Annotated in this window: 22 protein-coding genes; 17 read left to right on the plus strand and 5 right to left on the minus strand. The window is 41.6% G+C overall.

Features of this window, described 5'->3' with window-relative positions; all coding sequences use genetic code 11:
* Window positions 1–102: 102 nt before the first annotated feature.
* Window positions 103–747 (plus strand): hypothetical protein, encoded by a 645-nt coding sequence (locus H6G92_RS33455; RefSeq protein WP_313890031.1) that lies wholly within the window; start codon window positions 103–105, stop codon window positions 745–747.
* A 253-nt stretch (window positions 748–1,000) separates the two neighbouring features.
* Here H6G92_RS33455 and H6G92_RS33460 read toward each other — a convergent pair whose 3' ends face one another.
* The 3 genes from H6G92_RS33460 to H6G92_RS33470 all read right to left on the minus strand — a co-directional run bounded on the left by H6G92_RS33460 (window position 1,001) and on the right by H6G92_RS33470 (window position 4,507).
* The gene (locus H6G92_RS33460; protein WP_100904243.1) at window positions 1,001–1,234 is read right to left on the minus strand and encodes a hypothetical protein; all 234 of its coding nucleotides are present in this window, start codon (window positions 1,232–1,234) and stop codon (window positions 1,001–1,003) included.
* 73 nt (window positions 1,235–1,307) lie between these two features.
* Complete coding sequence (recD2, locus tag H6G92_RS33465; protein ID WP_190900512.1) at window positions 1,308–3,617, minus strand: SF1B family DNA helicase RecD2; 2,310 nt, start codon at window positions 3,615–3,617, stop codon at window positions 1,308–1,310.
* A gap of 497 nt (window positions 3,618–4,114) precedes the next feature.
* Window positions 4,115–4,507 (minus strand): hypothetical protein, encoded by a 393-nt coding sequence (locus H6G92_RS33470; protein ID WP_190900514.1) that lies wholly within the window; start codon window positions 4,505–4,507, stop codon window positions 4,115–4,117.
* A 504-nt stretch (window positions 4,508–5,011) separates the two neighbouring features.
* Here H6G92_RS33470 and H6G92_RS33475 point away from each other — a divergent pair.
* From H6G92_RS33475 to H6G92_RS33545, 15 genes are all read left to right on the plus strand, one after another.
* Window positions 5,012–5,323: a hypothetical protein gene (locus tag H6G92_RS33475; RefSeq protein ID WP_012412958.1), complete on the plus strand. Its 312-nt coding sequence runs from the start codon at window positions 5,012–5,014 to the stop codon at window positions 5,321–5,323.
* Between the two features lie 198 nt (window positions 5,324–5,521).
* Window positions 5,522–5,848 carry a hypothetical protein gene (locus H6G92_RS33480; protein ID WP_242059416.1) on the plus strand — a complete coding sequence of 109 codons (327 nt, stop codon included), beginning with the start codon at window positions 5,522–5,524 and terminating at the stop codon, window positions 5,846–5,848.
* Window positions 5,849–5,851: 3 nt separating this feature from the next.
* On the plus strand, window positions 5,852–6,187 hold the full coding sequence (locus H6G92_RS33485; RefSeq protein WP_190900516.1) for a hypothetical protein: 336 nt from the start codon (window positions 5,852–5,854) through the stop codon (window positions 6,185–6,187).
* Window positions 6,181–8,919 carry a helicase HerA domain-containing protein gene (locus H6G92_RS33490; RefSeq protein ID WP_190900518.1) on the plus strand — a complete coding sequence of 913 codons (2,739 nt, stop codon included), beginning with the start codon at window positions 6,181–6,183 and terminating at the stop codon, window positions 8,917–8,919. The genes H6G92_RS33485 and H6G92_RS33490 overlap by 7 nt, the downstream gene beginning before the upstream one ends.
* Window positions 8,916–9,458 carry a hypothetical protein gene (locus H6G92_RS33495; protein ID WP_190900520.1) on the plus strand — a complete coding sequence of 181 codons (543 nt, stop codon included), beginning with the start codon at window positions 8,916–8,918 and terminating at the stop codon, window positions 9,456–9,458. The genes H6G92_RS33490 and H6G92_RS33495 overlap by 4 nt, the downstream gene beginning before the upstream one ends.
* A complete protein-coding gene (locus tag H6G92_RS33500) occupies window positions 9,397–10,128 on the plus strand; it encodes a hypothetical protein (RefSeq protein ID WP_199345080.1) in 732 nt (243 codons plus the stop codon). Before H6G92_RS33495 ends, H6G92_RS33500 begins: the two co-directional genes overlap by 62 nt.
* The gene (locus tag H6G92_RS33505) at window positions 10,064–11,191 is read left to right on the plus strand and encodes a hypothetical protein (RefSeq protein WP_242059417.1); all 1,128 of its coding nucleotides are present in this window, start codon (window positions 10,064–10,066) and stop codon (window positions 11,189–11,191) included. The genes H6G92_RS33500 and H6G92_RS33505 overlap by 65 nt, the downstream gene beginning before the upstream one ends.
* Window positions 11,188–11,907 carry a hypothetical protein gene (locus H6G92_RS33510; RefSeq protein ID WP_190900522.1) on the plus strand — a complete coding sequence of 240 codons (720 nt, stop codon included), beginning with the start codon at window positions 11,188–11,190 and terminating at the stop codon, window positions 11,905–11,907. The genes H6G92_RS33505 and H6G92_RS33510 overlap by 4 nt, the downstream gene beginning before the upstream one ends.
* Window positions 11,904–13,337, plus strand: coding sequence for a hypothetical protein (locus H6G92_RS33515; protein WP_190900524.1), 1,434 nt, complete (start codon window positions 11,904–11,906; stop codon window positions 13,335–13,337). The genes H6G92_RS33510 and H6G92_RS33515 overlap by 4 nt, the downstream gene beginning before the upstream one ends.
* A gap of 32 nt (window positions 13,338–13,369) precedes the next feature.
* Window positions 13,370–14,194 (plus strand): hypothetical protein, encoded by an 825-nt coding sequence (locus H6G92_RS33520; protein ID WP_190900527.1) that lies wholly within the window; start codon window positions 13,370–13,372, stop codon window positions 14,192–14,194.
* Window positions 14,195–14,370: 176 nt separating this feature from the next.
* Complete coding sequence (locus H6G92_RS33525; RefSeq protein ID WP_190900528.1) at window positions 14,371–14,601, plus strand: hypothetical protein; 231 nt, start codon at window positions 14,371–14,373, stop codon at window positions 14,599–14,601.
* Window positions 14,591–15,778, plus strand: coding sequence for a hypothetical protein (locus tag H6G92_RS33530; protein ID WP_190900531.1), 1,188 nt, complete (start codon window positions 14,591–14,593; stop codon window positions 15,776–15,778). The genes H6G92_RS33525 and H6G92_RS33530 overlap by 11 nt, the downstream gene beginning before the upstream one ends.
* Complete coding sequence (locus H6G92_RS33535) at window positions 15,775–17,538, plus strand: type IV secretory system conjugative DNA transfer family protein (RefSeq protein WP_190900533.1); 1,764 nt, start codon at window positions 15,775–15,777, stop codon at window positions 17,536–17,538. The genes H6G92_RS33530 and H6G92_RS33535 overlap by 4 nt, the downstream gene beginning before the upstream one ends.
* Before the next feature lie 52 nt (window positions 17,539–17,590).
* On the plus strand, window positions 17,591–18,007 hold the full coding sequence (locus H6G92_RS33540; RefSeq protein WP_190900535.1) for a hypothetical protein: 417 nt from the start codon (window positions 17,591–17,593) through the stop codon (window positions 18,005–18,007).
* Entirely contained in the window at window positions 18,000–19,247 is a 1,248-nt protein-coding gene (locus H6G92_RS33545) for a hypothetical protein (protein WP_190900537.1), read from the plus strand. The genes H6G92_RS33540 and H6G92_RS33545 overlap by 8 nt, the downstream gene beginning before the upstream one ends.
* Window positions 19,248–19,333: 86 nt before the next feature.
* Here the strand turns inward: H6G92_RS33545 and H6G92_RS33550 are convergent, their stop codons facing one another.
* On the minus strand, window positions 19,334–19,588 hold the full coding sequence (locus H6G92_RS33550) for a hypothetical protein (protein WP_190900539.1): 255 nt from the start codon (window positions 19,586–19,588) through the stop codon (window positions 19,334–19,336).
* Window positions 19,589–19,608: 20 nt separating this feature from the next.
* On the opposite strand from H6G92_RS33550, the gene H6G92_RS33555 reads away from it, so the two are divergent.
* The gene (locus H6G92_RS33555; protein ID WP_190900541.1) at window positions 19,609–20,517 is read left to right on the plus strand and encodes a restriction endonuclease; all 909 of its coding nucleotides are present in this window, start codon (window positions 19,609–19,611) and stop codon (window positions 20,515–20,517) included.
* A gap of 62 nt (window positions 20,518–20,579) precedes the next feature.
* Here the strand turns inward: H6G92_RS33555 and H6G92_RS33560 are convergent, their stop codons facing one another.
* A complete protein-coding gene (locus H6G92_RS33560; protein ID WP_313890032.1) occupies window positions 20,580–24,107 on the minus strand; it encodes a DUF3854 domain-containing protein in 3,528 nt (1,175 codons plus the stop codon).
* Window positions 24,108–24,222: the final 115 nt, after the last annotated feature.

The raw sequence follows: 24,222 nt of genomic DNA on the forward strand, positions 1-24,222 counted from the left end.
TATTTAATAACGTTCAAAAAATACAAAAGCAGCAAAAAGCACTAACCCCTGTATCTATCAGGCTTTTAGCCTCATATACCACTTGACAGTAATTATTTAAAAGTGACAAATAATTCTTTAATGGACAGTTGTAAGTCAAAAGGGACGACCGCAACAGCCACGCTGCTCGAATTTATCGAACTCTACTTAGACGATTCTCAAGATCAGCTTGATGCAATAGGTGGTAATAATTTAGACAAACGCTTAGATTCTCAGATTAAGGCAAGTGTTGAGAAGTACTTAGTTACGAGTAACAATAGTAACGGCAGTCCGACCAACGAAACAATAATAGCTATTTGCGAAAGACTTGAGAAGCTGGAGTCAGAATTTTCAAATGAATCTAATAGCAACCAAGCCACAGTAATTGATAATCTCGCCAATTTAGAACAAAAAATTGAAAAGATGACAGCCCGAATGACACAGTTGGCTGAGGCGATCATTAAAATACAAGACTATCTCAACAACCAACAAAAGCGGGGCCAAAAATCGTACTACAACAATTCATCCTATTCTGGGCAAAGTCCGCGAATGCAACCGTTAACTGAAGAAGGTTTGGCCAAGAGGCTTGGTGTAAGTGAGGAAACTGTACGCAAGGAGCGAATTAATCTTCCCCCACCGCTTTTTGTAGCATGGTGTAAGAACAAGGATAGAGCAGGGTTGGGATGGGAATTTAACCAAAATACGGGATTATATCAGCCAGCAAGTTAGTATTTTAACAAACAGAATACATGCGTCAGTCGCCAGAATTCAGAAGAAGGTTAAGCGACTGGCAGATGAATAAACGGGTTGAAGTCCCCCACTAAATCTCTGATTTAGTGGTGCAATAATCAAGTGGCGAGTCTGAATCCCCCACTCATTAATTCTGACTCCTGAATTCAGAATAGCTGAATTCTTCTTCAATTAATTTAAACTTGTAGCGGCGAATGTGCGCTCTGCTGTTGCTGTTGCCAATTTTAATTTTTTAAAATGTGATTATTTCACAACCTTCAAGCAATTCGTCATAAACAGTTAGTTGTTGTGTTTTTAAGTGATTTGGTAGTGAATCATCATCAAAGGTTAAAGTAACAATATGAGTATTTTTGAGACTAAGAGATGATTTGCTGATATCGGTTATTGCCGCACTCATACCGCTTCGAGTACCGATTAGATACTTCACTGATTGGCCGATCTTTAACTGTGTTGCTGGAATAGCCATAAATGTTAAAAGTGTACTTCAAGAGTAGTCTGGTTGGATGCGACCGTTGTTCTCATTTTGGGCATGGGTTTTATTATTGGAGCAGAACTGCGTCAATTGCTGAATCAATCAACTCAATTGCGGTAGTTTCATAGTGATAAGTATTAAAGCGAAACTTGCCGACAAGTTCGGGCTGTTTTGACGGACGATAACCATACTTGGATTCATACATTTGTAGTGCAAGACTACCAATAGTAGTCATCTGTCCAGGTGTTGCAGTCAGTTGGCGTTGTTGTAGCCTAGAAGCGACAGTAACAGTAGGGGAAGATGTTATCGTACAAGTGGTTTTTCTGGTGTTGCTCAAACTCTGCCAGATTTCACTAAGTTGCTCAACAGGTGAAATGAGGAGATTAGTTAGTCCAGTAAAACGCTGGGCGGGTTTATCAGTAGCGACAGCAGTCTTCAATGCTTCATGCTGTCCAACTGCGATGAATGTACCCATTGCGCGAGTCATAGTCGTGTAGAGCAGCTGACGGGTTAACATCCGGTAATTAGCCCTGACCAATGGGAAAATCACATAAGGAAATTGACTACCTTGACTCTTGTGGCAAGTTATACAAAACGAGTGCATAATTTGCTCGAAGTCTCCAGGATAATAATTAACAACAGCACCGCCCTCCCAAGAGATTGTAACCAGAAATTTTTCCGGCTCCACAGCAATAACCTGACCGATCTCGCCATTCATTACGGGCGGGACAGTTTCATAACGGTTTTTCAGCTGGATTACGCGATCGCCGACTCGGTAGATAACTGACCCAGAGACAACTTGTGGTTGATTTTCTTGTTTTGGGTTAAAGATAGGGGCAAGAAGCTGATTGAGATTGTGAACTCCACAGTCTCCTTGTTTTTGGGGCGCTAAGATTATTAGTTGTTGATTTAAATCAACACCTGACTGGCCAATAGCTTTAACCAACTCAACGATGGCTTGGGAGGTCGCTTGGGGCGAGTCTTTTTGAATCATTGCACAGTCACCGACATCCATCCAATCAGAAACTTGATTAAAATTGTGCAGTGTGGGGACTATGCCAGAATTGACATCATTAGCGGCATAAATAATCGGGCTTTCGTGCCGTTGACGATAAATCGTCTGTAAGAAAGTTGTTGGCACGAGTTCAGAAACAATTAAATCTCGCAAGACCATTCCTGCGCCAATACTGGGCAATTGATCAAAGTCCCCTACTAGTACAATTCTGGTTTTTTTGGGCAAGGCTTTGAGTAGCGAATTGAACAGAAATATATCAACCATTGAAAATTCATCAACGATTAGACAATCAAGATTTAGAGGATTATCCTCGTTATGAAGAAAAACTGCATTGTTTCCCTGCCATTGTAATAAACGGTGAATAGTAGTTGCTTCAATGCCTGTAGCATCTTTCATCCGGTTAGCAGCTTTCCCTGTTGGAGCGGCAAGTGCAATCGCTTTATCAGTATGGATGAACCATTCAACCAAGGTTTTCAGTACATAAGTTTTCCCTCGACCAGGGCCACCAGTAATAATGCTAATTGGATGTTTGGCTGCCATCATCAAGGCGCTGATTTGTTCATCACTTAAACGTGAAAGTTGGCGATAGTCAGTAGTTTGGAATTGGGCTAACCAGTGTTCTAAATGTTCAGTGGGGTGAGTTGGTTGGTCAAGGAGAGCAAGAATCTTCAAAGCCACAGAAAGTTCAGCCCGATAAGCAGCTTTGAGATAAACACTATTACCAACATCACCCGAAACTAAAGTCCCCTTGGAGAGTAACTGTTGAATGATTGTATTTAAAAATTGAACATCGGGCGTATGCTGTGGTGAAGAAAGCAGGTCAGTGGCAATACTTACTAATTGCTCAAACGGTAAAAAACAATTCCCTTCACGCAAGCCGGATTTTAAAACATGGATTAAAGCTGAGATATAACGAGTATCACTGTATAGCGGGATACCAAGAGATATTGCTAGCTCATCAGCAGTCTTAAAACCGATGCCATCAATATCATCAATTAATCTGTAAGGGTTGTTCTGAAGTACATTTGCAGTTTTGTGTCCGTAATAGTCACAAATTTTCAAAGCTAACTTCAATGAAGTTCCCACAGCCAAAAGTTGGGTAATCACTCCCAAGTTCGGATTCTTTTTACTCTCTGACCAAGCTTTGGTAATACCATCAATCCGATACTGAGTTAGTCCGGGAACAGTGTAAAGTTTTTCGGGGTTGTTATCTAATATCGATAAAGTCTCACTTCCAAAGCAATTGACCAAAGTTTGAGCAGTTTTCTTGCCAATCCCACGAAATAGTCCACTTTCTAAATACGCCTCGATTTCCGGCAACATCAGAATCGGGAATTTTTCGACTTGAAGGAGCCTGATCATGAGTCAAAGAGTAGTTGAGAGATTCTGTTCTTCTACAAGGGTAGCTCTAAAGCTAACTCATCGTCTCAAATCAAAAATCCAATTGGCTTACGAACTCTAAAGAATTTCCTTGTGCGATGAAAGATGTTCATGGGCTAGAGCCTAAAAGGGATGTAAAGAAATGTTTCTGTTAACGTCATCAAATTTGGCTTCAATACAAGATTTAGTCATCTACTAAGTTAATGGCAGTCAAGCGGTGGCGTACCTGCCCTTAAGATGTGCGATCGCCTGTTGCATTGCTCTCTACTTAACCCTCCAAAATATAACGATGATTGATTAAAAATCAAGAGACGGAAGTACGGAGTAAAATCGTACTTTTATCTATTTATTTGGAATTGCTGTTTGTGAGATAGTGGAAGAAATTCTCAGTTCGCAGTTAAGCATGGTAGTTTTGGTAAGAATAGATCGGATATTGTGTGGGAATTTAATGAAACTTCGGGATTATGTGATCTGGGAAGTTAGTCGGGAGTATCCAAATGTTTTTTTAAAGTGTAGGGGCAATCAGGAGTTTTGATTCCACTGGCGTAAGGTAATTTATAGAATGCCCAAAGCTGCCACCGTAAAACCTCAACTCCAATAGTTGAACTACCGAATTGTACTCGACAGTCTTTGTCTGGGTTTTGTGTAACATTTTTGATGATGGTATTTATCGCTTCTATCTTGAGATTATTCGGTATGCCCATTAGTAGCTTTGTAAGCCACTGTTTGATTTGTGGTGATTGTAGCCAGTCTTTGATTTGGTCATCAGTAGGAGTTAGGCGATTGAGTAATAGCGTGGGATTTTCGTTATCTTCATTAAATTGACTTTTGGGTTGAAAGAGTTGATGAAAATTAGTATCTGTGTTGGACATAAAGTTGATTGGTTAAAAGAGAATATCTCTATTATAAATAAATTGGATAAATCCGATAATAGCTAATATTTTTATCAAGATATTAAGATAAATAAATATAAGAAGATTATTTATCCTTTGACACAAAATTATAAAGATTTGACTAAGTAATTATGTTATAAATATTAAATAAGTTCCTTATGCAAGTATCAAATAAATACTATGCACCCAATAGAGTTTAAGAAGAAGTGGAAATTAACTTATCAAGAGATGGCGTTCGTATTAGGATACGAAAGTTACGATACTGTCCGAAGCTGGTTCAGGTGTGGAAAGAAGCATCGAAATCCAATGAAGGTTGTTCATATAACTTGCTGGCTTTTGAATGAGAAGTGGGAACGTGAAGGGAAAAAAATAGTTGCTTTTTACCTATAAATGTTTCCTAACTGGGTAAAATGTCCCCTTCCCCGCCACGAAAAAGGCGGGTATTTTATGTATAGTTAGAAGTTCCAAGAAGTTCTCAGAGTCATGGGGATAGGGAGGTTTACCTGGCAAAATGAAGAACTAACAAGACCAGAAGTTGCGGCGATGTTAAAGCCAAAGGTTTCTGCAAGACAACTACAAGCATATTTGAACATAGCTCGGAAGTACTTGCCAGAGTTCCAGAAGTTCACCAACAAAAAAACAGGTGGTCTAGATGGCTATGCAAAACTATACGAGTGTCACATTGCAGTACTTCAGGAAATTCGCTCACTAGCTAGGGAACATACTTTAGCTGACATAGAAAGTGAATTTCAACAAAGAGCATTAAACAAGTCAGAAGTGGGAAGTTGGAAGTAGATTTTTTGTTACTTCCAACTTCGGTAATAAGGTGATTTTTAGATTTTTCCTAGAACAACGAAAAAAGGAGTAATTGCCTTGACATCTAATAATTCTGTGCGAAGAACACAATCTCAAGTTCTTGCTAAGACACTCGCGGCGATTGGACGCAAGTATCAGCATCACATAAACGCTGCCGGTACGGCGACAATCATTGTCATGCAGTCAATGCCGTCTTATGGGTGGGGCTTGTTCGATTCGGCCCAGGTGGCAATGACTTGTATGTTCGGCGGCGCTGGCGGTATTGGTGGTGGTGCGGCTGGCGGCGCGGCTGCGATTCAAGCACTTCCGGCAGTTATAAATGCAACCATCACAGTGCTTTTGTTTGTATACTTTGTGGCTTCTGGGCTTAAGGTGGCCAACGGGATAGGAGAGGGGCAGGAAGTAACGCAGATGGTTCAACAGCCTGTAGGCGTATTTTTCATAATCCTGGTGCTTTGGATTGCTCAAAGTATCTTATTTAACGGCGTTACAGCCGCTTGCTAATTTATGAGCGAGTACAACAAATCCCTCAAGCGCGTAAACCAATCACTCGGACAAAATGCCTCAATCGGTATTTTCACTGGATTTCAATTTGCAGTCGCCTTATTTATGTTTGGCATGGGCTTCATCATAGCGATTATGTTTGGGGCAGGAATAGTTTGGGGACTGCTGGCTGGTGTTTGGTTGAGTGCCACGGTGATAGTTTTATCTGGGAAGCGTCCTTACTTGTTCTGGTCAAGAGTGTTCCCAAGCGTTCCAGTTTTCACTCGCGGCTATATCAGATATACTTCGCCCCAAAACAAAAAAAGGGCGGGTCACAAGAAAATGCCTAAGCTATGGTAAAAAGCAGTATTCGTAATCAAAAAATAGTACCCTTTGAAGACTTTTTAGACTTAGCAACTTTAGTAAAACTAAAAAAGGAGAACTATCAAATCGGAGCTTACTTGTTGAGCAAAAAACAAGTAAGCGACACTAACAACACGCTGCAATTAGTATTCGGATATGAATGCACTGGCTTTCACCCACTGTTTAATTCATCAGAGAGACTAGAGGGAATTGCCAAGGCTTTTGAGAACGGCTGTAAAGATTTCTCCGAGGGTGAGAAATTCACATTTCGTTGGTCTTCGTTTTGCGACGAAGACAAAGTAATTGAAGACTATCGTCAGAGGCTAGCTAGCCCTGTATCTCCTGAGAGTGAGTTTCTTGATTGGGGGCAGGTTGCCCGAATGCAGGAACTCACACGTAACCATCAGCGCAAGGATATTAAGCTCAGTATTTACACGACTTTCACTGTCCGCCCAGGAGGTACCGAAGGTGGTGACGCGGTAGATAGAGCGATAGTTAAGCTGGCGAACTTTTTACAGCGCAAATTCACCCCAACAGGAGCGACCGAACTCACTCTTCAAAACTTAATTCAAGTTCTTGAAAAAGCGATAATTGTCTCTTTGCGTCATCAACAAATACTATCTGAGATGGGCTTGTTCCCCTCGCCAAAATCAGACAAGCAATTGTGGAGTGATTTAGTTTCTAGAATGGGTGCAAAGCCGACAAAAGTGCCTCATGCCTTAGTTTATGACACTGGCGAATTAAAAGAGGAATTTAACGAAGCCGCGCCTAAACCAGAGAGATACAACGACCAGCTACACGCAACCTCAGTACTTTTAAATAACGGTATACCCTACGCGGACAGGCGCTGGGTATGTTTGCCCCATCAAAGTACTGACAAAAAGAAGTATGTCGGCGTAATGACGCTTGCTCAAAAACCAGAGGTATTTGCTTCAACCTATCAGCAAATACGCTTTTTATGGGACGTATTCTCACGCGAGGTTATTTATGATGTTGAGATAATAACAGAGATTAGCCCAGCCGATCAAAAAATGATTAGGCTTACCCAACAATTGATTACGAGGCGGTCAATAAATGCCTCCGCTAGCGCCAGCAAAAAGACTATTGACGTAGGAGCGCAAATTAATACGGAGCGGTCAGTCGATGCTCAGAAGCAGCTATACACGGGTGATGTTCCGGAAAATGTAGCTGTCATAATCCTTGTTTATCGTAACTCTCCAGAAGAAATCGATGATGCTTGCAGGCTGATTTCAGGGTATATCAATCAGCCTGCCGAGTTGATTAGAGAAATGCAATATACATGGTCAATCTGGCTTGACACTTTGCTGTTGAGACAACGACCACAACTGACTTTTCCTTTCAACAGACGCGCCACTTTCTTTGCTAGTGAAGTAATTGGTTTAACGCCAGTTGTGCAAACAGCGCACGGCGATAAACAAGGCTTTGAATTAGTAGCTGATGAGGGGCAATCGTCAGTCTATATCGATTTGTCAAAGCCGAAAAACATGATGGTAATCGGCACTACTGGGAGCGGGAAATCGGTAATTATCGCCTCTATTATTTATCAATGCTTGGCGTTGGGAATGTCAGTATTAATGATTGACTTGCCAAATGATGATGGTTCAGGAACCTTTGGAGATTTCACGCCCTACTTTAATGGGTTTTATTTTGATATCTCTAAGGAATCAAACAATCTTGTACAACCGCTAGACCTATCAAATATTCCTGAGTCACAGTGGGAGGAGAGGACAAAAGCTCACAGAAATGATATTAATTTAATCGTTCTTCAACTAGTTTTAGGTACACAAAAGTTTGATGGGTTGCTAGCCCAAACTATTGAGTCTGTGATTCCGTTGGGTACAAAAGCCTTTTATGAAGATACCGAAATCCAAGAGCGATTTGAATTAGCGCAAAAAGCCGGGATAAACACCCCAGAGTGGGCGAATACACCGACATTGGTAGATATGGAGAAATTCTTTTCTCCTGAGTGGATTTCGTTAGGCTATCAGGATGACAACGTAGAAAAAGCGTTAAATTATATTCGCTTGCGATTACAGTATTGGCAAGCAAGTAGTATTGGTAGCGCTATCTGCAAGCCTTCAACTTTTCAAGCCGATAGCCAGTTGATTACCTTTGCCCTCACTAATCTGCAATCAGGAAAGGACGCAGAGGTATTTGGGATGTCAGCATATATCGCCGCATCCCGTCAATCTCTCTCTTCCCCCAATAGTGTATTTTTTATGGATGAGGCTAGCGTATTGCTGGGATTTTCCGCATTATCGCGGCTTGCGGGTCGTAAATGCGCTACGGCTCGAAAGCAAGGCTGCCGAGTTTTTCTGGCTGCACAAGATATCATTTCTATTGCCAAATCCTCAGCAGGAGAACAAATATTACAAAATATGCCCTTGCGGTTGATTGGGAGGATTGTTCCAGGAGCGGCTAATAGTTTCTCTGAGTTGCTGGGCATCCCTAGAGAAATTATTGATAAAAACGAGAGTTTTATCCCAAATATTCAACAGCTATACACTTTGTGGCTGTTGGACTACAACAACAAATATGTTCGTTGCAGATATTATCCATCCTATCCACTGTTGGCGTTGGTGGCTAATAGCAGAGAGGAACAATCCACACGAGATAAATTTAAGAAAACTTACAGAGACAAGTTTACCTGGGTGGCAGAATTTTCTAAGTATTATGTCGATTGCGTTAAGCAAGGAAAGCCGTTATGAAGGTACTATCATTAGCTATTCAAAATAAGTTATTGCTGTCGATACTCGCGGGTGTTGCGTCAATAGGAAGCTTTCAGGTTTGGCAATACAATCAAGCTCAATACGAAAAACTTATTAGCAATGCAAAGAACGACTGCGGGGTTTACATAAAATTGGGCGAAGATGCAGTTAAAAACAGCCCTAGTTTGAAAGCAGTGAAGTATCAAAATAAGTTCCTCCGGGGACTAAAACAACCAGGAATCAATTCGGACTCCGCCGATCCTGGGGGGTACGTTATGATTTTGCGATCTCCGGCTTCCACCCTTCCGCCTAATGCTTTACCGTTTGACGACCCCTTTTTTACGAGCTTGTTAAATAAGGAAGATGCACCGAAAACATTAATGGTTTCAGCAGTTGCCTTTGATTTAGCAAAAAAAAAGGCGACTGTCAAATCTTTCTGTACCAAAAAACCTTTTGTAGTGAACCTAGATAATTTGTATGAAAGATACCAAACGATTGATCGCGATCTCAGGCACAGTGATTTTGATATCCTTTTCTAGCCTCCCAGCCAACGCTCAAACTAATCAAAACCAATCTTTTCTGACTCAATTTCAACAAATCTATAGTAGTTTGCAGACTTACATTAGTAATTATCAGAAAGAGTTTTCTAAAAGTTTGGGCAAGTTGTCAGCAGAATTAACCCAGGCGATTGAATCTAGCGTTGGGGATTTAGGTATTCCTGATCCCCTAAAAGCTGGTAAGAACATTGAGAAGGTCATTGCGAAACAAGAAGGAACGTTGCTGACATTAGACCCTCGCATCCAAGCCGACAATGCCATCAAGGATTGGAACCAACAATATACACGCGGACAGTCTCAATCAGTTCTTGGCGCTGAAGGACAGCGATCCCAGTCACAGTCAGCAGAAACAACTAATGATGCTACCTCCCAATCAAGCGAAAATGCGATTGCCGCGCAGGATGATGTCATCACCCAAGACATTCTCAAAAAGGTAGCTATTCAAAACTTACAAAGCGTTGTAATTGCTAAATCAATTCACTCAGAAGCGCAGAAACAATCCCGTTCCTTGGCAGTTACAAATATCAATCTTGCTGATATTTCCGGTCGCATGGATGAGCAAGCGGCAGCAAAGGATCAGGAATCTAATGCGGCTACTCGTCAAATCATCCAAACTGCCGCAGCTAACGATTCATTCTGGAAAAATCAATAATCAAATGATAGCGTTCTTAACTATTCTTTTTGCTCAAACTACGGGACAGCAAGCGGGGGAAAATACAGGGACTACAAACGCCGGAGAAATAGTAGAAGGGGCGATTAATGGCGCAGACCTAATTTATAAATCATTTGAGAATGATTGGTCTGAATTGGCATCTGGAACAAACCCAATTTATACGGCTGTTGTTGCCGTTTCTACTCTTGCGGCTGTTGTCATGATCGGCTTTGCTTCATTCGGCTGGTACAGGAAATATGCAGAAGAGGGATTTGGATTTGATTTGATCTCCGAGATGGTTTTACCCTTGCTAGTAATTGTCATGCTGAGTAACAACGGGTTCCTTCTCGTCAACACGACAATCGCCTTAAAAAACGTATCCACTGGACTAAATAGAAACATTTTAAATATTACTAGAAATGGAGTGAATTTGAGAGATGCTATCAGAAATGTAAACGCTGACCAAAGCTTTATCTTAGCCGCGCAGATAGCCTTATCCGATTGCGAAAAACTGAGCCAGGAGAAGAAAGAAGGAGAAGAATTAAGCAAGAAGCAAGCTTGCATCAAGGATTCTATAGAAAAGACTCGAAAATCCGCACAGGAAGCTAGAGAAAAGACTGGTGCAGGTTCTGGGGGCGGAAGCTGGAATCCATTAGACCTTAGCGGTGAACTAATCAATAGTGCAATCCAAGGCTTTGTTTATGTAATTCTCAGTGGGCTATCAGCAGCTTTTCAATATATCGTCCAACTGTCCTTCTTAATGATTGCATTCGTCGCTCCTGTCTTCCTAGTTCTATCTTTACTGCCTTTCCAAAGCAAGCCTATCTATGCTTGGTTGTCTGGCTGGCTAGGACTAACATTGGTTCTCATTTCGTACTCGATAACAGTCGGAATTATTGCCAGCGCAATTGTTTCTAAACCTTCGAGTAATCCTTTATTATTGCAACTACTACAAGCCATTTTCTCGCCATTACTCGCGGTAGCCATCGGCACGGGTGGCGGGATGGCTGTATTCTCAGCGTTTACCAGTGGGGTTAAATTGTCTGTGGGTTTAAGAAGATGAAAATATTAGAGAGAAAAGAGTTAAAATTTACCCCAATTTTCTTAATAGTCAATGCTGTTTTATTGGCGATTGTTCTATTAATAGAAGTTGTAAATTTTGCTCGACTAGGAACAATTTCTAAAACTAAAGCTTCAACCTTGGTGGAATTATCTGACGGAGAATCGATTCGAGTTCTGCCTATCAGTAGTAGCGATCGTTCCGCACAAGCTATTACCCATTTTGTTGGTAAAACAATGACAGGGCTTTTGGGTTGGAACGCACTCCCCAAGCCAACTGATGATTACAATCCAGACCCCACCAAACAATTAAAATTAGATCCTGGGATATCGACATCAAAAGCCAAGATTACTACTAGTGCATGGGCTTGGGGTTTTGCGTTGTCAGAAGATTTTCGCGCACCATTCCTTGAGGAGATAAGTAATCTTACGCCGCCCGATGTCTTTAATGGGTCTACGCAATCAATCCTAAAAGTCAGCCTAATCAGTCAGCCGACTCGGATTAAGGATGGGCAATGGAAAGTAGATATGGTTGCAGAGATTGTTGTTTTCCAAGGCAGCAACTTAGTTGGTAAGCCCATCGCTTTTAACAAAACTGTATTTGTCAGGGCGATTGATACGGCTGCCCTGCCTAGATTTGCGTCCGATATTCAAGAAACCGCATCAAGGGTTCGTAAAGCGGGGTTAGAAATTTATAAAATCCAAGATTTAGATTTATGAGCCAGAATACCCAGTCAGCTTTGCCAGAGGCAACTATTGAGATAGAAGAGCAAGATTTTGCCGCGATGAACGGTGCTAAAACAACAAGGGCTAATGATTCAATTCAACCAGAACAGAATCCCGCCCCAGAAGAAATTGTTACTGCTCGAACAGTCTCGCAATCTCCACTCTTAAAAATGGGCGTTGTTGCCCTAATTTGCTTTATCTTCGTGGCGCTCATTGGGGCAATGCTAGGCAACTCAATGAATGTGCTGAAGTTTTCTAAGGGCATTGTGCAACCGCCTACAGAAGAGCAAACGCCCCTAGCAGAGCCGGAAAATGAGACAGGCAAGGATAAAACAGCGCTTGCTCTGACTAGCCAAAATTACGAGTTAAAGCAGATTCGCGATCGCTTGCCTAGCCCAACGCCTACTCCTAGCGCAACCTTAGCCCCAGCCCCAATCGCACCCGTTACCCCTCCGATGCAACCAGTGCAGCGCCGACAACGTTCTTACCCAGTCGCCAGTCAGCCAGCTTTGCCGAGAACTTTCCCCCAGGCTAGAGTATCTATTCCCCAGCCTCGACCCCAGCCCCAGCCCCAAATTGCCCAGCCGAGCAGACAATCTCCTTTGGCGTTCCCAACGGCTGCAAGCAACGCCCCCACCCAAGACCCCACTCAGCAATGGCTTCTCGCTGCAAACGCTGGCAGTTTCAGGAGTTCAGTCGATGAATCAGAAAGCGAAAAACCCATCAAGACTACTGGAATTGAAGGAGGTACGGGAGGAGCTACACAAGTCGGGCAGAACACTACCACTAATTACAACGCTCTTCGCGTACTTGTTGGCAGCACCGCAGAGGGTAGGCTAGAAACGCCGATCGCTTGGGGCACTGGTGACGCTGGCAACCAGAATTACTTGGTGAAACTAACAAAACCCTTAAAAGCCTCAGATGGTAGGGACGTACTACCCGTGGGCGCTTATCTGGTTGTTCAATTAGCAGAGTCCAATGGTTCGGGTTTCGCCAAACTGCGTGGTGTTTCAGTGTTGGTCAATATAAACGGCGATACGCAAGAAAAGCAACTCCCAGAAAATGCCGTTCTGATAATGGCCAAGGATGGTGGTTTCTTAAAAGCAGAGTCTCGCAGAGGCAGTAATCTGGGCAACAATTTCATCTCTGCTATTGTTGCGGGAGTCGCCAAAGCTGCCGAAGTACAGAATCGCCCCATAACTCAAGTCAGCAGTAACTCTAATGGCTTCTCTACTAGCTCCACTACCAACGATCAAAAAGACCTATCCGCCGCTTTTGGAGAGGGTGCATTTAATAGTGTTCTCGATAATATCAAAAGTTCAAATGTCGCCCGTTCTCAACAGTTAAGTGGTAGAGAAGAAGTATTTGTGATCGATGTTGGTAAGCCAGTGCAAATATTCGTTAATCAAACAATATCGCTCTAGTCACAATAACGTTACGGTAACTGAGGATATAAATGTTAAAGAAAAACACTATTATTGCAGCATTTTTAATCTTAACTAGCGCGGCAAAAGCAACGGCGATACCCATCCGAACGGTTTACGAGAATGATGCAAACTCTAGCGCTATCGAATTAAAAGTATGGAAAGGCTATGGACTAACTATTAATTTAATGTCTACTGGGGAAACTATCAAGCAAGTTTGGATTGGCGATCCAAGTCGCTTCGCTTTTACCTCAAACGGTGGTTTATGCCCGTCATCAGGCGGCGATTCTGAATGCGCGGGAGGTACAGCGACTGTAATCTTTCTTCGCCAGATTGACCCGATCAAGTTTCCTGTTACCTCTAGCAGTAATGGAAGCACTCAAATTACATTACTTACCAATGAAAAGCAGTATCAATTTAAGATAGTCCCCGCTACTGGCAACCCAACCTATACAAGCTTAGTGATTAAATCTGACTCAGATCGGCCATTGCCAATCATCAGGCAGAGGTCGCCGCAACCGCTAACAGTTCAAAAGCCGCAATCAGCGCCGCCAGTAGTCCACCAGCCCTCGCCGCCACCACAAACAATAAAAGTCCCTCAGCCTGTTGCCGTTTTACGCCCCAATCCTGGGACTACGCTAAATGGTGCGATTCAGAGAAACGATGCTAATGCTCTCGCTTTTGGGCTAGCAGAAGCTGGGCGCAAAGGTCAAGTTAAACCCGGATCTACCACCTGGAACAAGGTACAAGATGCAATTAAATTGTTACGGCGTGGCAAGACTAGAGATGAGGCAATTTCGCTTTCTCAGGTCGATAAAACCATTTTTAATCAATTACTCCAATGGGGGCAGTTGTGAACAATTTTTCTAAATCTATTCGCCAAGAATTAGGCGATTTTCTGGATTCGTGTAGGTGTGAAGGTGAGTTATGGATGTTTCCACCAATCGGCTATTTGCTGCTTTTGACTACTCTTTTGGCTGTGGATAAGACTTAGCTTAGTCCTGCAACAACCTACTTAAAATGGCTGTTACCCATGCCCTTTGCAACCTTAACTGTATTGCAAATAAACCAGTACAGAAAATCCAAAAAGCTGTTAGCACCAACAGGAAATGTAGAGCTACAGCAAGACAAAAGTGGATGTGAGAGTTGTGCCTATTTTCATGGACGACAATACGACCAAGAAAAACTGATTTGTGCGGTACATCCACGTGGCTCCAATCAAGAACAATGTCCCGATTACTTTAACAAAAATCATGAAACTTAAGCCTTTTCTACTGGCTGCAATAGCTTCTCTAGTTCCGCTTTCCGCCTCAGTCGCACAGACACCAACAATCGATTATTCACAAGGCTTGTACAAGACGGCTGCCCCCGACTGGTCGAAAATCACATGGGATACTTTGCCACCCGTTCAACAGCCAGGATTTTTAAAGATACCTAAAAACCTGATTTCAGTTTTTGGCTACGACCCCTCGCGCTCGTGGACAGCAGGGCAAAAAGTAGACTCTGTTGTGATGTTGGGGGATGCAGATGATGCCTTTAAGATGTCTGCCTTGAGCTTAAAGTCCATTGACACGGTGGCTTTGCCCACTACAGGCACAACCACCAAACCCACCCTCAAAGACTTTGGATTAATGCAATGGCAAACGCCAAAAACATTAGTTAAAGCAATGCCTGAATTAAGCAATCTGAGCCTATCAGAAGTTCCTCCATTAGCCGAACTATTCTCCAAGAACGGCGGCGGTGGCGGCACTATTTCTCAAGCCATAGCCTCAAATCCTCAAGTCGCAAACCTGACACTAGATAAGATTGACCTAAGCAAATATTCGCTTGATTCAATTCCTGGGTTGGACAAAACTCAATTAGGAAAGTTTAAATCATGGCAGCAAGCTTATGTCAATCAAATTCCTAAATTAAGTCAAGTTCCCTTTGATAAAATGCCTCAGCCTATTAGCTCTGGCATTGGTGTTGTGGGTATCGCATCTGTTGTACTTGGTACGGCAGAAAAGGGCGACAGAAGGGCTGGGAATGATTACTTTGTTTCTGGCAGCGTTGTCAGAGGCGACCGCACTGAAGAGGTTGCCTGTCCTCCAGGCATTGAATGCTCATACTTAGAGATGGGGGATTTTGCTGGCAGTCAGGGCAGCTTGTATGGTAAGCGTTGGGCATCAGGCTCATCCCAGCTAGTTTTGGGTGGTTATGGAATTCTAGCCTCTGTGAATGGGGGCAAGGAACCGACGGGGCGGCTAGTGTATGGTAGTGGATTCAAAGTGGCGCTAACTGGAGTTAATGAAGCGAAAGGAACCGCAGACTTTGGTCTTTTCTTTAGGATTTGCGCTCGTCCGCCATTTCAGCAGAAAACTTGCACCCCTTACTTCATTGGCCCAGTTCCCTGGTTGCCCGTGAGTGAGAATGATTTGGTTATCGTGGGGACGGGACGATGACAGGGACTCCTAAGACAGAGGTTAAGCCAAATCAATTTATTCCCGCAGGAGTTGAATCAGCGCTGTTTTCTCCCGCAGGTTTAGGGGTACTCGTTTGTGGCGCGGTGATTGTAATCGCCAAAATCATCGATAGTAGGGGAGGTATTGCCAAGCTAGCGACCGCGCGGTGGGGCGGGATAAGAGAAAAAACATCGGCTCGGAAATTGGCATGTAAACAAATCCAGCAACGCTTGCATAACCGAGTATCACTGTATGTGGGAACTCCCAAGAATACAACGAGCGAGGTTATTAATGGTGTCCGTAGAACTTGCATCCCTGAAGATTCAACAACCCTTTATTTTCCAGAGGCACAGCGAGGCATCCTAGTTTGTGGTGGCCCAGGAAGTGGAAAGTCATTTTCAATGATTAATCCCCTGATTCGCTCTGTAATTGATCAGGGCTTACCTCTGGCTTTATATGATTTCAAATACGCCTCCCAGGAATCAGCTGATTCTCCATCTAAAGGGCAAGCACCAATACTTGCAGGGTATGCGATAGAACGCGGTTATCAGGTTACTGTGCTTGCCCCAGGCTTTGCTTCTTCAGCAGTTGCCAACCCTATAGACTTTCTTCGCAGTAATGAAGACTCAGAAATGGCACGGCAGCTTGCGATTACACTCAATCGCAACTTTCAATTGGGTGATAAAGATTCTGGAAATAGCTTTTTCACCAATGCTGGAGATCAGTTAGTCCAAGCCGTCTTTATGCTGGCAAAGGGCACAGAGTATCCAGATATCATGATGTGCCAAGCGATACTAGGATTGCCAAAGTTAGTTAAGCGCATTGAGCAAGCAGAAAATCTAAACTTCATGGTTAGAGAGGCTTTCGCACAGTTTGTATCTGTTGCGGGTTCCCCAGAAACAGCAGCTAGTATTGTGGGTACAGCTAGCGGATTGTTCAGCCGCTTCATGGTTCCCTCGGCATTAGCAGCGTTCTGTGGAAAAACTAATATTCCATTGGATCTGAAGGGGCGGCAGATGGTGGTATTCGGGATGAACAAAGAAAAGCGTGATGTAATTGCTCCTTTGCTTGTCTCGATTCTGCATCTATTAGTTAGTCGGAATGTGGCTAATAAACGTACTTGTCCTTTGGTATTAGGGATTGACGAATTACCTACTCTTTATTTACCAGCACTGGTTGATTGGCTGAATCAGAATCGGGAAGATGGGCTAATTTCAATATTAGGGTTACAAAATCTCTCAATGCTGATTGAAGCTTATGGAGAAAACACAACTAATGCAATATTTGGTGGTTGTGCTACTAAAGCATTCTTTAACCCCCAAGATGATGTAGCCGCCGAACGATTTAGTAAGTTTTTAGGTGAAGAGGAAATTAAATACAAGCAACGTTCTCGCTCATCAGGAGGCAAGGGTGGTGCAAGTATTTCTAATTCTGACCAAAACAGTACTCGCAAGTTATTTGATGTCAATCAATTTAACACCTTACCATCGGGAAAAGCAGTAATTATTAGTCCAGGTTTTGGTTCTCGTGGTCAAATAAGTTTGCCAATCTTAGAATCAATTAAGATTCCTCAGCATGAAATCCAATCGGAAGCTGAGAGTGTGAAAGCTTGGTACGAGTTTCAAAAGTTCTTATCTAAAAAGTCTACTCTCTTAACTCCAGCAGATGAAGAAATGAAAATTCGCCGAGCCTCCGCGATAAAATTGTTACCTTTAATAGAAAACCAAGAGCAATTATCAGAATATGCAAGTCTGATTTAAGTAAATATTATCTGGAATCAAATTAAAACTGAAAATCTGAAGGAGAAAATTCATGTCGTCAAGTAAGTTTTATCCGTTCTCTGATTATGACAGAAAACAAATTGCTAAACTCCCTCCTGATATAGCAGCCCTAGCAGATAAATATCCAAGCGAGATTTTAAACACTGCTGATAGTTGGGATAATTTGCCTTTTGATGCTAACTATTTTCCTGAGTGCCTTGAAGTCTATAGTGGCGATGCAGATGATGCCAATATTTTTGTGTTAAATGGTGTTCTGAAAGATTATGTCCCATCTCATGCTGAAAAAAATACATCATCCATAACAGTGATGATTGATGGAGAATTTGCTTACATTGAAGTTGAAGGGAGACAGGTTCTTAATAAACTCGGTGGAATAGTTTTGCCAGAAGTAGCGATTAATCCCGATGTGTTAATTCAGTCAATTCTCAAAGGTGAAAATAATGATTGATGATGGTGAAGCTAAAGAGATTAAGCGAGATTATCTAGAAATTTTAGAATCTCTCCTCAAACTCATCCATGCCAAAGCTAAAGAAAAAGGATTAGATCCCAGCAAGGATGTTCATATTTACTCTAGCTCTAACAAAGTTTATCAAGGAACATTGGGAGAATCCCCCTCTAAAAACTTATTAACACCAACGATAGTAGAGAACTTAAAAAAAGCTCTGTCTGACCCGAAAAATTCTCAAGGGGCAATTTCTATTAAAATTGGTCATGAGAAAGTATTCCATATTAAAAATGGAGAAGTACTGACTGACAAATTAGGTTTAGCTCCGGCATCACAGAAAAATAAAGTTGTAAGTAATGAGCGAATCTACAGTGTAGAAGCTTTAGGAAAACAAGTGCAAGTATTGCAGAAAAAACTAAGCGAACAACAAAAACTTGTAGATAGTATCAAATCAGAACAGTTTTCACCCGAATCTTTATCACAACTAGCTGCTCAAGTTGCCGAAATGAGTAAATCCTTGGAGAAGCAGCAACAGTTGATTGAAAACACCCAAAAAGCATTGTCACAGGTAAATGAACGGTTTTTACCACAAGTTCAAAATACGGTTCTTCAAAATTGGGTGGGTACGGTTGAGAACAAGGTAAAACAAACTGCCAAGAATGTTTTTGAGCGGATTAAAGATGTGCTGACACCCGAAGTAACGAAGCTCAGAAAGGAAATTACTTCACTTAAATCTCAAATTAATGAACAAATTACTAGCTTCAAGGATGAAGTTAAATATCAGACTGACAGTGTAAGAAATGAACTCAATCAACAAGTTGGTAACTTAACTCAAGAAATACGTACACAGGTAGATAGTGTTAAAAACACGGTTGATCAAAGCCTTATGGGTGTTAAGTCAGCTATTGACAATACTCGAACTGAATTACGGGCTACTGTTGATGATGTTAAAGGTCAAGCAATTGAACAGAGTGTCAAAGCAATGCTGAATATCTTGGGCAAAGATAACCCTGATGGTTCTAAGAGTTTTAAAAGTACAAATTTTGATTTTGAACGCCTTGGCGATAATGTAATTGTTCGTGCCAAAAACGGCGAGACTGTTCTCACTGATGGAGTTTTATCGGCTAACATTTCAGAGAAACAGTTACAGGCACTTGATAAGGTTCAATCTGTTGTTGATATGCATCATCAAATTCAGCAGGATTCTCAACAAGAATCACAATTTAGAAATATGCACAGGTAAGCCATGATCAAAGGGGAGCAATGCCCGCATTTCTCACAAGCTGCTTTGCGTATAAGTAATAACTTATAAGTTAAGAATTTTACTCATTACTTCTTTAAGCAATAAGTAAGAAGTAAGGGAGAACCAATAAATAAATCAGCCCAGCCGTCGCTTTCGCCTTGAGGGCGAAAGCGCCTAGATATCTCGGTTTTGCCAAAAATATTATTGATACGGCTGGGCTGATTTATTCTTGGCAAGTGCCTAATGAGTAATAAGTTAAGATTTTTACTCCTTACTCCTTGCTCACTACTCATTACTCCTCCATTCGAGGTGTGGTGAGAAATCCGGGAATGGTGTTCCATGATCAAAGGGGAGCGTAAAAATGATACTAATCCTAATCATTGGTTTGTTGTTTGCACTGGGTGGAATGATTTTTCTAGCTTGGCTGTTTGTTTTATTTCCACCTTCAATACCAAAGTCAAAGTATCGCTCCCAAGGTTTTAAGCAATCGTCATTACCACCTAAGAGTACAAAATCGTCTGACATTTCATCTCAAAATTTTGTACGACAAAGCCCAGCACCAACGCAAAAGACTCTCTTAGCTAAAAATTTTAAGAAGCCTGTACGACAAAGCCCAGTACCAAGGCAAAAGACTTTCTTAGTTAAAAATTTTAAGAAGCCTGTACGACAAAGCTCAGTACCAATCCAAAAGGCTTTCTTAGCTAAAAATTTTAAGAAGCAATTACTACCAAGCCCAGCGCGAACACCAAGGGTTAGATTACCTAAAAAGCTTAAGAAACACTTGAATAATATTGAGTACGCTAGTCAAGTATTACTTGAGCTTCGTAGCATAACTCAATTAGCCAAATTGCCAGTAGTAATCGCTACGCTACGCAGGATATCGCCTTACGTTTTTGAAGAATTGGTACTCACTTGTTGCTTTGAACAGGGCTGGCAAATCCAACGCAACTTTCGGTACACCGGTGACGGCGGGATAGATGGTCGCGTGTTGATTTTGGGAAAGCTTTATGTAATCCAGGTTAAGCGTTACGCTGATTACATTAGCCCAGAACACATCAAAGATTTCCTGTGCTGTATCGAAGGAGAAGGAGCTAGTGGTGGATTCTTCGTGCATACTGGCATAACTGGACAGTTATCAAAACAATTGATTCGTCGCTCCGATAAAATAATCTTAGTGAGCGGTCAGAAACTAGTAAATTTTGTCTTAGGTAAGCAGTTAAAAATAGTGGGAATAACAATACTAATTAAAACAGTGAACAGTTATCAGTGAACAACTAACCTATCAATGAATTGATGGAAATATCTGATACCTGATAATTGATCACTGATAAGTTAGCGCCGAAACCGTAGATGCTCCTCGTTGTCATTTGGCGATGGCGAGTTGATTCCCAATCTTTTCATAATCGATGGTTTTTCATCTTTAATGAGTTGCCTAACGATGTTCATTTTTTGCTCAAAAGTCAAAGCTTTGGCATCAGTTGTAACACTCGTAAATAACTCGCTGACCTTTGCTCCTGTTACCTTTTCACCTTTGACATATTTTCCTACTTCCATAACTAAAGCAGCCAATCTTTCAATATCTAAACCGTGAATTATTTGTTTAATGTGTGATTTAAGTGACTCTTTTAATAACTCAGTTTCTACTTCTATTGAGAGGGATTGAACGTTTCCTTGAGAATGATTTTGATGATGTCCCCATTTTTCAGTCAAGTCAAGTATCTTTTGTAAAGCAGTAGTAAATTCGGTATAAGTTTGAGATTGGCTCACCCCTAGCAATTCTTTCAGTTTTGAGAGCGCTGATACAGTCTCATAACTTGCAACAGTTTCTTGAGCAACGTAGTCAGAAATAGCATTAAGAGCTAAGTGTTCTGAAGTTCGAGTTTTTTGGGTCAAATACCCTACGAATTCATTGTCCAGTAGTTGCTGAAACTGGTTGAATGTGGTTTTTCCTACTTTTAGCTGCTGGCTGAATTGAGAAAGTTGTTTTATTAGTTGTGGTAAGGTTTCAGTAATGATGGACTCAACTAATGACTGTTCTATACTTTGAGCAATTGATAAGATAGTTCTTTGTGAATCAAGTCGTTGTTCAATTTGAGTAATAGCTGCTTCTAAGCCGTGGAATCTAGTTTTTCCTCCTTTTAGCTGCTGGTGATATTGAGAGAGTTGTTCTATTAATTGTGGTAAAGTTTCAATGAGGGCAGACTCAACAGCCGAGTATTCGATATTTTCAATAATTGGATCTACAGTTTTTTGTGAATCAAGCCGTTGTTCAATTTGAGTAATAGCTACTCCTAATCCCTCAAAGGTGGTTCTTCCCTTATGCTGCTGGCAAGTTTTAGAAAGTTGTTCTATTAGTTGTGGTAACGTTTCAGTAATAATGGATTCAACTAATGACTGTTCTATATTTTGAGCAATTGCGTCTACAGTCCTTTGTGAAGAAAGATATTGTATTTCATGCTCAATTCTTGTAGATATTTTATCAAATGCGGGTTTAAGAGCTTTTTGCTGTTGGCAAGTTTTAGAAAGTTGTTCTATTAACCGTGGCAAAGTTTCAGCTAGGGCAGACTCAACTAATGACTGTTCTATGTTTTCAAGAACTGATAAGACAGTTTTTTTTGTTGAAAGGTGCTGCTCAAATTGAGAAATTGCTGTTTCTAGGTCGTCGAATTTAGTTATTCTTCCTGAGATATGCTGGTGATGTTGAGAGAGTTGCTCTATTAGTTGTGGTAACGTTTCACTTAAAGCAGACTCTACAGCCAACTGTTCAATATCCTCAGCAATTATATCGATAGTTTTTTGTAAATCAAGGCGTTGTGATAATGGCTCAATTGCTGTAAATATTTTGTCGAATGTGGCAATACCTTTTTTTAGCTGCTGTCTCAAAGGAGAAAATTGTTTTATTAGTTGCGGTAATGTTCCAGTGAGGGCAGAGGAGACAGCCGAGTATTCAACATTTTGAGTAATTGCGTCTATAGCTCTTTGTGATGAAAGTCGTTGCTCAATTTGAGTAATGACTGCTTCTAAATCGTCAAATCTACTTCTGACTCCTTTTTGCTGCTGTCTCAAGGGAGAGAGTTGTTTTATTAACAGTGGTAAAGCTTCAGTGAGGGCAGAGGAGACAGCCAAGTATTCAATATTTTCAGCAATTGCCCAAACAGTTTTTTGTGAACTTGAAAGTTCTGACTGTTGAGCAATAGCTGTTTTGTGAGCTAATTGCTGACTGACTTGAGAGAGTTGCTCTAGCAATTGTGGCAACAAAGTTATTAGGGTGGACTCAACTACTGACTGTTCAATAAAGTCAGAGATTACATCCACTGTTCTTTTTGATGAAATTTGTTGCTCAATTGAAGCAATCACTGCTCCAAAGTCATCTAATCTGGTTCTAGCTCCTCTTAGGTGCTGCTGATACCCGTACAGTTGTTCTGTTAATTGTGGTAACGTTTCAACCAAGGCATCATCAACTATTGACTGTTGAATATTCTCAGTAATTGCGTTTAAGAGTTGTTCGGTAGTTGGTCGTTTGGCGTTTCCATTTTGTTCAAAACTGACATCACTTGCTGCGCCGTCAATAATTGCTGAATCTTCTGGGTTAACTTGTCTTGAGAAGTTCGTTGCTCGTTGACCTCGAAGCCAATCATCTGTAGAGCTTGGGTTAATTCTTGTACTAATGGCTCTAAGTTCGAGGACTTCTTGGCATTCAATGTCTCGGCTAACTGCTGTAAGAAGTCGCTCAACCTCTGTTGCTGGGCTACCTCTAAGCTCTGAATTTTTTCGGTGAGTTGAGAGTTCTTGATTTCTAACTGCTCGAAATTCTTGTTCAGTTTCCCGTGAGAGGTTAATAATTCCTCTATCTTCTCGGTTAATAACTGTATCTGGGTTGGGTTGTTGTTGGTTGTCATGGGTTTGTCCTATTGGTTGATTTGGTGAGGTTTGTTGTAAAGAACTTTCTTTAAGCTGAAGTTTGGGTGGTTCTATTGCAGCAACTTTTGAGTGTTGATTGTGCTGTTGCCAGTCCCTTAACTTCATTGCTTCATGGCTCAATTTTTCGTAAGCCAGTGGCCCACTTGCGACTATGAAATCGTCAACACCTTTAGAAGGCCCTGGCAAGCTGACGACCTTGACCCTAGCTCCAAGCTTCTGCAACAATCTTCCAGTTACGGAAATATCCCTCTCAATATTGAGCTTCGTTTTAGGCTTGGTTTCATAGTCAAAGCAGAATTTGATTTCTCGAGAAGGTGTGGCAAAAATTGCTAACTCTTCATGCAGGTAAGACTTGCCAATTTTCTTGCCAAACTCATCTTTGGGAGTTCGGTATCCCGCCGAAATCCCAGGTAGCCCAATGGCAGCATGACCCTGACTCAACAGACTGGCTGCTTTTTTAGCGCCTTCTGCGATCGCACAGGGGATATTATGTTTCCAGACACAGTACCAAAATCCTGACTGGCGATCGCTATCACTGGGATTCACCTTGTGTTTGGAGTAAATGCGTTCGGCAATATCATCAGGGACATTAAGCAGGAAGATGCTTAATTCAACCTTGGGAGGATGCTCATATTTGATGAATTTCCCTTCAATTATTTGATTATTCTCATCTTTTTTGGGTCTTGGTTGATTTGGCTTGTAGCATCCCCATCGTTTCAGAGTTGGTTTATCACCTGGGGTTAAATCAGCAAATGTTCGCGCATCAACTCCAGCATCACACCACCATCCTCCAGCATCAAGATGAGAATATGTTCTGATTAATCCCTCCGTTAACCTCCCGGTATTTGTACGATTAAGTTTTTCACTGATCATCAGCCTTTCCCAAGCCTCATGCTCACCACCTGCATAGTTGAACTGAAGGCTTTCCTGACTTTTCACGGGATGTGGAAAGGGGAAATTGGTTCGCGAATGATATTCGCGAATCACTGTGACTTTTTATATTTAGAAGCTTCCTCAACCAAATCTTTTAAACCCTGATTGAGAATTTCAACCG

The sequence above is a fragment of the Nostoc foliaceum FACHB-393 genome (assembly GCF_014698505.1).
Lineage (GTDB): Bacteria > Cyanobacteriota > Cyanobacteriia > Cyanobacteriales > Nostocaceae > Nostoc > Nostoc foliaceum_A.